The organism is Achromobacter sp. 1011811831, assembly GCF_059760905.1.
Map to the genome: position 1 here is coordinate 79,910 of NZ_JCBANG010000018.1, position 8,626 is coordinate 88,535.

The window sequence follows — 8,626 nt, forward strand, 5'->3', positions numbered from 1 at the left end:
GAACGCTATGGGTTGACGCCGGAGGCGCCGGACTTGTCGGCGTCGATCTGCCGGGTGGCGCTGAAGCCCGCGCTCATGGTCACGCGGAAGGCCGACAGCACCTTCTGCACCTGGGTGAAGGGCGCGTCGGAGATGTAGATGGCCTGGCCTTCGCGCACGCTGAAGTCGCGCGCCAGCGCCACCTGTTCCGGGCGCGTGAGGTCGAACTGGTACACCACCGGCAGCAGGTCCGGCTTGCCCTCGACGCCGGCCTGGGCCGGCGTGAACAGGAAGACGGAGCGCGGGTCGGCGGTCTGATCGTCCAGGCCCTTGGCGTCGGCCAGCGCGTCCAGCACGCTGTAGTTGCGCTTGCTGATGGCCACGCGCCCCTGGTTGCCGGCCGCGCCCAGCACGGTCAGGAACTCGCGCGATTCATAGGCGGTGATGACGTCGCCCGAGCGCAGCAGGATGTCGTTGTTCTGATTGCGGTAGATGTCCGACAGCCGCACCGAGGCCACCTGGTTGTCGCGGCGCAGGCTGATGACGAGCTGTTCGGGGTTGGTCTGCACTGGCGCCGCCTGCGCCAGCGCGCTGCTCAGGCGCTGGGCGGTCTGCGTGATCGGATACATGCCGGGCTTGGTCAGGTTGCCCTGCACCGTCACCATCTGGCCGCGCGCATCGGCGGCGCGGGTCACGCTGACATCGGCGCCCGCGACCAGCCGGCTCAGGCGCGCCACGATGGCGTCGTGCAGCTGCGCCAGCGTCATGCCGCCGGCCTGGAACCTGCCCAGGATGGGGAAGGAGACATTGCCGTTGCGGTCCAGCTCCTGGACGCCCAGGTCGCTGACGCCGGACGGATCGGCGGCGAACACGCCCAGTCCGCCGCGTTCCCACACCTTCACGTTGATGCCGTCGCCCGGCACCAGCCGGTCGAAGCCGGCCTGCGTGAGATCGCGGTAGGGCACGGGAAAATCGGCGACCTCGGGCACCTTGCTCGCGCTCGCGAGCGCGCGCGAGGCGGGCATCACGATCACATCCTTTTCGTGGGCGCCCGTCATCTCGCTCAGCATCGGGCCGGAGCGCGGCAGCTGGCAGCCGCTGAGCGCCAGCACGGTAATCAGCAGCAGGGCCGGCGCCGCTAGGCGGCGCGGGCCCGCCGCCGGGACTGTCATTTGCATAGATTCCTTTCTTGTTCCAGGGCGCGGGGACGGCCGGCGGCCGTTCAGGCCTGCATCAGGCGCATCGGCGCCATGTCCATGCATTCATCGTTCTCCGATTCGGGCATGACGGGCACGCACAGGCTCAGGAACTTGGCCAGCATCGCGTCCAGCGAGAACAGGTTCTGCGCCCGCTGGCGGCTTTGCGTCTTCAGGGTCTGGTCGCCGCGCACGCGGTCCACGATCGAGGCCACCTTGTCGCAGGCCTCGTGCAGGTCCGGATGCTCGACATCGCCCAGCAGGTGGCCGGTCTGGTCCTCGACGAAGCACTCGCCCGCGCCGCCGGCGGGGGTGGAAACCACCGGCACGCCCAGCAGCTGGGCCTCGATCAGCACGTTGGGCAGGCCTTCGTAGCGCGACAGCAGCACCTTGGCGTCCATCCGTGAATACCAATAGCCCACATGGTTGGACAGGCCGACGAGCAGCAGCCGTTCCGTCACCTGCAACTCATCCGCCAGCGCCACGATGTTCTCGTGCAACCGGCCGTCGCCGACGATGACGAAGCGCGCCTGCGGACGCTGCTTCAGGTAGAGCGCCGCGAGCTTGATCCACAGCTGCGGCCGCTTGTCCGGTTCCAGGCGGAACACGCCGCCGATGGTTTCCGTGGCATCGGCCGTGCTTTGCTGGAACGCCTGCCATTTCTCCTGGTCCGTGGCCGCGGCATCGGTGGCCAGATCCGGCACGCCGTTGTACAGCACATGGAAGCGCACGATGGGAATGCCGAGCCATTCCGAATAGGCCTCGGCCGCCTTGCGGCTGTTGCTGACGAAGTGCACGCCGGGCACCTGGGCCAGGGCCTGGTACAGCTCGGGATACTCTTCGCGGAAACGGTCCTTGCGGATGTTGGGCGGCAGCCCTCGGAACACCAGGTGGATGGTGGGCGCGCCCGCCAGCAGCGCCGCCAGCGCGCCGAACAGGCAGGTGCCGTCCTGCCACAGGCTCACCACGTCGAACGTGTTCGCCCGCAGCACCGGCGCCAGCCGCGTCACGCCGTAGTGCACCGGCGGCGGCAGCTGTTCCAGCAGGCGGCCCAGGCTGCCGTCGGGCACGGCCTGGTGCGACGCGGAGATCGCCGGCAGCTTGTTGATTTCCGTGACCGGGATCTGCGCCTTGACCAGCACGGGCAGGAAGAAATCCAGGCCCTGCTTCTTGGTCGCGCCGGACGGCTCGGTGTGCTGCTTGACCAGCACTTCCACCTTTTCCGGCTTGGGCAGCAGGTCCACGGGGGCTTCCTGGGGCTGTTCCGCCAGGCGGGTCAGCTCGCCGGCCAGCCGCGTGAGCTGGCGCTCGGCGCCGCCCGGGCCGAGGCTGCCGGTCACCAGCGCGACGGAGACGGGTTTTTCCGGCGCATGCTCGGGCAGATGCCGGCCGCGGAAGTGCAGGATCGCGTGCTTCATCGACACGATCCGGATGTCCTTGCCGGCCAGCGCCGTCTCGGGCTCCAGGCGCTGATAGAAGGCGTAGTCGGTGGCCAGCGCATCGGCCAGCTCAGCCGCCTTGCTGCCCGGCGCCAGATGGCGGGCCACGGGCGCGATGACCTCGAACGCATCCGCCAGCAGCCCGCGCTTGCGCAGGCGCTTGGCGAATTCCACGCGCATGTTGCGGTCGGTGTGCTGCGAGATCAGCCGGCGGAACAGCGCGTCGGACTGCTCGTGCGCGCGGATGTCGCTCAGCAGCTTGGCGCGGGCGAACAGCCGGGCGGGGTTGTCGCTGGACTCGGGCAGATGGCGCTCGACCAGGGCCAGGGCTTCCTCGACATGCCGTTCCTTGACCAGGCGGGTCGCGCAGTAGCGCACGATCTCCAGGTCATCGGGGCACTCCTGCAGCAGCGTGGTCCACTGTTCGGACAGGCCGTCGTTCAGGCCCGCCGCTTCTTTCAGGCGCAGCAGCAGGAAGCGGACCTTGGAATCCGCCATGTGGCCGCGCGCCAGCGACTGCGCGCGCGCCAGGTTGTCCTGCGCGACCTGGACCCTGCCCGACGCCGCGACGATTTCCTCCAGCCGCGCCTGGACTTCGGGCAGGTCGGACGCGGCGTGCTTGCGCTCTGTGGTCAAGGGCGGATTCATGCTGCCTTCCTTCGGTTGGCCTTTTCGATCCACACCAGGCAGCGCTGGATGTAGTGGTCATACTGGGCCGGATTGTCGGAACGTTCCTTGAGCGCACGCCAGTAGGGCAGCGCTTGTTCGAAGCGGTGCAGGCGCATGGCGCCGACGGCGGCCAGGCGCAGGCCGATGGGATCGTCCGGCACGAGCTGCAGGATGCGTTCGCCCAGCGCCAGGCGTTCGGTGGTGCTGGATGATTCCAGCCCGCGCGCCTCGGCGTACAGCACGGCCAGGATGCGCCGCTTTTCGTGGTCCACTTCCGTCATCTGCGGCCAGGACTGCGCAACGCGCTCCAGCAGCTTCCAGGCCGCCTTGGGATCGCCCGCCGACAGGATCTCCCGGGCACCTCGGATCGCGCGCGGCCCCAGCCGGCCGAGCTGGCGCTCGGCCTCGTCGCGAGCGCTCTGGTCGGCGGACGCATGGGCCAGCACCATCTGGTAGGCGTCGATGGCTTCGCCGAACCAGCCGCCGTTAAACGCCACCCGCGCGAAATGCAGCTGCGTGCTGAACGGCGCGGACTCGTTGGCGGCAGCCTGTTCCAGGTGCCGCATGGCGGTCTGCTTGTCGCCCAGCGCGTCGGCCGCGCGGCCGCGCATGGCGTGCAGCTCGGGGAATTCGACCTGGGTGTCGAGCGCGATGTCGGTCAGGTCGATGACTTCCTTGTGGTTGCCCGCCACCAGCGCGGCTCGCGCGCCCAGGCGCATCGCGCGCTCGAAGGCGCGTTGCGCGCGCACGCTGGCCAACGCGTCCGGATTGAGCAGGCGGTGCGCGCAGATGCGCTCGGCGGCGTCGCGCAGGCGGCCTTCATCCAGGGCCCGCGCGCCTTCCTCGGCCCAGGTCGAGGACTGCGCCCGCAGCCAGGCGGGGATGTCCTCCTGCGCGCTGTCGGCCAGCCTGCAGGACACGGCCAGCGCGGCCGCGGCCATGATGCAGCCGCGCCAGGACGCTTCCTTGACCAGCTCCAGCGCCTCGGCATCGGCCAGCGCGGGCGATTCGCAGGCCAGGTCGCGCAGTCCGGCGCGGTCGCCGGCGATCAGCCGGTCGCGCCACAGCATCGCGAAGCCGCGGGCATGGCGGGGGATGGCCGCGCGCACTTCATGGACCCATCGGATCGCCGCGTCCATGTCGCCGCCGGCCTGCAGCAGCGAGAGCACCGTGTCGGCGGCCTCGGCGGCCGCCGGGTCTTCCGGCGATGCGATGCGGAACAGCTGCTTCCAGTTGCCCAGCGCCTCGTCGGCATAGCCCAGATGGCTCGCGGAGATCGCGGCTATGCGCAGGATTTCCGGGGTTTCGATCTCGTCGCCCAGCAGGCCGGCCGCCAGCGAGTAGGCCACGTCATGGCGGCCCAGCTTGAACTGGTTGCGCATCAGGATCTGCTCGGCCTTGCTGCCGACGGCCAGTGCGCCGTCGGCGCCGTCCAGCAGCGCCAGCGAGCCTTCGTAATCGCCCAGCTCTTCCTGGATGCGCGCGAACAGCAGCGTATGGTCGGGCAGGCCGGGATGGCGGCGCAGCACGTCGCGCAGGCGGCGCGAGGCCTCGCGCAGCTCGCCGGCGTCCCAGAGCTTCTCGATGCGCTCGGCGCCGTCGTCGGCGCCCAGCTTGGGCGCGGCGGGCTGCGGCGCGGACGCGCTCATGCGCGGCCGCATGAAGTTCTTGTACCACTCGGTATACAGGCGCTCGGCGAATAGCGGGGTGTAGTGCGTCAGGTCCAGGCCGCCGTCTTCCATCGCCTCGGCCTGGCCGAGCTTGTTCATCAGCGGCGTCGGGTCGTAGCAGGGCACGCCGATGCGCTGGCTGCTCGCGATCACCGCGGCGATCAGCTGTTCGCGCTGCTCGATCGGCACATTGTCGGGCGTCATGGCGTTGACGTGCGTGACGAACACCACCTTGTCCCGGCCCAGCAGCTCGACCAGCTGGCGCATTTCCTGTTCGATCTCGTCGTCGGTCAGGTCGCGCTTGACGATGCGGGCCAGGAGCTCGCGGTTTTCCGGCGTCAGGCTCTTGTAGACCGCATCCTGTTCCAGCGCGGCGCGCCGCTCGGCCAGGCGGTCCGTGCTGGCCATGGACCAGAACAGCCGGGTGCGCGCGCGATCGGCGAAGAACTCGCTGAAATAGCGCGCCACGTAGTTGGACTGTATCGGATGGCCGTCGATGGTCAGCAGCTTGCGCGAGGACAGTTCGACCATGTACAGGTCGGCCGGCTTGTGCGTGGCGCGGCGCGCCTGCTCGCCGTTGGACGGGCGGAAGACCAGGCGCTGCACGTCGGCGGGAATCTCGCCCTGGCCGAACATGTAGCGGGCCTGCTGCAATGCCTCGGTGCTGGTGTGCACGAAGCCGTAGTTGCGCCCGAGCTGCAGCTTGATCGGGTAGCGGCCGACGGCGTCGCGCAGCGGCGTGTGGATGCGGCAGGTGCCGATGGGAGCGATGGTGAAGGCGGTCATGCCGGGCCTCTCCTGTGATGATGGGTGGCGGGACGGACTCAGAGCGTCCAGTACAAGAGGTCGGACTGAAGCCGGCGGCTGTCCAGCACGGACTTCAGGTCGCAGACCATGCCGCCGCTCCTGACCAGGTCCGGCAGGTCGTCCCAGATGGTGTCCATGGTCTCGCGGTGCGGCACGGCCAGGATCAGCACGTCCAGGTCGCCGAATTGGTCGCGCGGCACGAGGCTGATGCCGTACTCGTGCTGCATCTGCTCCGCGTCGACCATCGGGTCGCAGGCCGCCGGCGTGATGCCGTAGTCGCCCAGCGCGCGATACAGGTCGACCACCTTGGAGTTGCGGATGTCGGGCACGTTCTCCTTGAACGTCATGCCCAGGATGCCCACCCGGGTCGAGGCGTTCAGGCGGCCGTTGCGGGCCAGCGTCTGCACCACGCGCGAGGCCACATGGCTGGCCATGCCGTCGTTGATGCGGCGGCCCGACAGGATGACTTCCGGGTGATAGCCCAGTTCCTGCGCCTTGGAGGTCAGGTAGTAGGGATCGACGCCGATGCAGTGACCGCCCACCAGGCCGGGCGTGAACTTCAGGAAGTTCCACTTGGTGCCGGCGGCGTTCAGCACTTCGGCGGTGCGGATGCCGATCAGATCGCAGATCTTGGACATCTCGTTCATCAGCGCGATGTTGATGTCGCGCTGCGTGTTCTCCAGCACCTTGGCCGCCTCGGCCACCTTGATGGAGGACGCGCGATGCACGCCGGCGTCGATGATCTGCTCGTAGACGCCCGCGATGTGGTCCAGCGATTCCTGGTCCTGGCCGGACACGATCTTGACGATCTTCTCCAGCGGGTGCTCGCGGTCGCCCGGGTTGATGCGCTCCGGGCTGTAGCCCAGCTTGAAGTCCACGCCGCAGCGCAGGCCGGAGGCCTTTTCCAGTTCGGGGCCGCAGATGTCCTCGGTGGCGCCGGGGTGGACGGTGGATTCGAAGACCACGATGCAGCCCGGGCGCAGCACGGGGCCGATCGAGCGGCAGGCTTTCACCAGCAGCGAGAAATCGGGGTTGTTCTTCTCGTCGACCGGCGTCGGCACGGCCACCACGAAGAAATCGCAACCCTGCAGTTCCGTCACCTGGTCGGTGAATTGCATGGGGGAAGCCAGCAATGCCTCGCGTTCGATTTCGCCCGTCCAGTCGTCTCCGGCTTTCAGGCTGGCGATCCGCCGCTTGTCCACATCAAAGCCGATGACGTCAAAGCGCTTGGAAAATGCCACGGCCACGGGCAGGCCGACATAACCAAGGCCACACACTGCGATTCTCTTTGCCACGGGGGGACCTCTCTGTTTTCGTCGTGTCGTAGACACTAGAAACCGACGCCCAAATACTCGTCATCGATATGAAATCGACGCGCTGCGGGATTATTTGGGGTGGATGTGATGCTGAAATTTGATTACAACTCGATACCCGGTTATACGTGCCGGGCAGCGAACAGACGAATCGTAGAGGTCGTGAACAGCAATTTTCTTTCTAAATATTCTGATTGCTGTGAAAATAAATCAGAGATATCGCAATAAACCTGGGATATCCCTAATATTGATTACATCCATTACATAAATCGCTACATCTTCCTTCCTGGAAAATGTTTTTAAATATTAAAAGTCGTTTTTCTTGGTCTTTTTAATAAAGTTGAAAAGACGCGATATTCGGTCTGCGGGAATTTATTAATAAGCAGTGGAAATGTCACCGCAACAATATCGGGTTACGGATGGGCGGTGATTCATCTGTGCGCCCATGCCTGCCACCCGCCGCATCAGCGCGGGAACACGATAGCAATGGGCGGTCTGGCCAGTCGGCCGGGGAAAGGGTATTGCACGATGCCGGGGATTTTCACCAGCTCCACGCCGTCGCTATGCCGGTTGCGGTGATCTGGGTCTTGGTATATGAAGCCGATCTTGTGCATGAGATTCTGGTTTCGGGAAAATCCGGGCGGCGGGCTGCACCAAGGCCACGGCGTCCGCTGCCTGGTCCGCGCGGATCGACCCAAGGAGCGCAATTTGCATTACCAATACCACGACGGCTTGCTGGAGCACGCCAGCCTTGATGCGGCAGCTCGCCGCGCCGTGCTGACTTTCCTGCTCTACGCGGTGTTCGACAGGCCACAGGCCAGGGTGTCGCTGCGTTTTGATGGAATCTACAACTTCGCCGCCGTGCAAGCGTACTTTGCAAAAGTCCTGAGCGACGCGGGCCCCGAGGCGGACGACTGCCTGGACCGGTGCGACGCGCTGCATTGGGACACGAAGCGGTCCGCCTTGGCGCGGTCGCTCCATGTATTCCTGAGGTTGGCGCATTATGGCAGCTTGCGTATCCATTGCGAGGCGGTGGTGGAGACGGAGATGTAGTTCATGCTGGCCTGGACTGATCTTGTCCGGAAGGCATTTGAGACATGTCCTATGGGGTGGCGCTGGCGCCTGATCATTGCTTGCGGCAAGCTGCTGACGCTTGCCCAAGAGCGCCCGTTTGGGCGGCAATTGATGACACGTAAACTTTTTTTCGGCTGACCTCTAAACTGATTTCCGGTGGGGGGGATAACTTGGCTTATGTAGCGGCGCGAAAGGCGCGCCGCGCTTTTCAAGTCGATCCATGCTCCGCGAAATCCAATGGTTGTGGCCCGCTCCCATCTTGCATCGCAGCCCGCGCGTAAGCGGCCGGGTGGATGGACGGGCACAGCGCGCATGGCCGGCATGCCCTGAGAGCCGGGCCGACAGGCCGGTGCATGGCATGCCAAGGCGGACCGGACGACGGCTGAAATATCTGGCCGGAACGGCGCGCATCGCCCACGGCAAGTACGAAAGACCCTCGTGAGACGCACGCAAGCCCCGCCCTGTAGGCAGGGCGGGGC

At 66.5% G+C, this 8,626-nt stretch carries 7 protein-coding genes; 2 read left to right on the forward strand and 5 right to left on the reverse strand.

Annotated features, from left to right (window positions below; genetic code table 11):
- Nucleotides 1-5 precede the first annotated feature (5 nt).
- The 5 genes from AC6LJ9_RS10005 to AC6LJ9_RS10025 form a co-directional block, all read right to left on the reverse strand.
- Complete coding sequence (locus tag AC6LJ9_RS10005; protein WP_212312025.1) at nucleotides 6-1,157, reverse strand: polysaccharide biosynthesis/export family protein; 1,152 nt, start codon at nucleotides 1,155-1,157, stop codon at nucleotides 6-8.
- A 44-nt stretch (nucleotides 1,158-1,201) separates the two neighbouring features.
- Nucleotides 1,202-3,262, reverse strand: a complete 2,061-nt coding sequence (locus AC6LJ9_RS10010) for a glycosyltransferase (RefSeq protein WP_498147412.1) — start codon at nucleotides 3,260-3,262, stop codon at nucleotides 1,202-1,204.
- Nucleotides 3,259-5,739, reverse strand: coding sequence for a hypothetical protein (locus AC6LJ9_RS10015; RefSeq protein ID WP_498147413.1), 2,481 nt, complete (start codon nucleotides 5,737-5,739; stop codon nucleotides 3,259-3,261). Before AC6LJ9_RS10015 ends, AC6LJ9_RS10010 begins: the two co-directional genes overlap by 4 nt.
- A 38-nt stretch (nucleotides 5,740-5,777) precedes the next feature.
- Complete coding sequence (locus AC6LJ9_RS10020) at nucleotides 5,778-7,037, reverse strand: nucleotide sugar dehydrogenase (protein ID WP_212312021.1); 1,260 nt, start codon at nucleotides 7,035-7,037, stop codon at nucleotides 5,778-5,780.
- Between the two features lie 500 nt (nucleotides 7,038-7,537).
- Complete coding sequence (locus tag AC6LJ9_RS10025) at nucleotides 7,538-7,687, reverse strand: hypothetical protein (RefSeq protein WP_498147414.1); 150 nt, start codon at nucleotides 7,685-7,687, stop codon at nucleotides 7,538-7,540.
- On the opposite strand from AC6LJ9_RS10025, the gene AC6LJ9_RS10030 reads away from it, so the two are divergent.
- Together AC6LJ9_RS10030 and AC6LJ9_RS10035 are read left to right on the forward strand one after the other, a co-directional pair.
- The gene (locus AC6LJ9_RS10030) at nucleotides 7,686-8,126 is read left to right on the forward strand and encodes a hypothetical protein (RefSeq protein ID WP_498147415.1); all 441 of its coding nucleotides are present in this window, start codon (nucleotides 7,686-7,688) and stop codon (nucleotides 8,124-8,126) included. The two genes, AC6LJ9_RS10025 and AC6LJ9_RS10030, sit on opposite strands and share 2 nt — an antisense overlap.
- Before the next feature lie 3 nt (nucleotides 8,127-8,129).
- Nucleotides 8,130-8,285, forward strand: a complete 156-nt coding sequence (locus AC6LJ9_RS10035) for a hypothetical protein (protein ID WP_498147416.1) — start codon at nucleotides 8,130-8,132, stop codon at nucleotides 8,283-8,285.
- Nucleotides 8,286-8,626 lie beyond the last annotated feature (341 nt).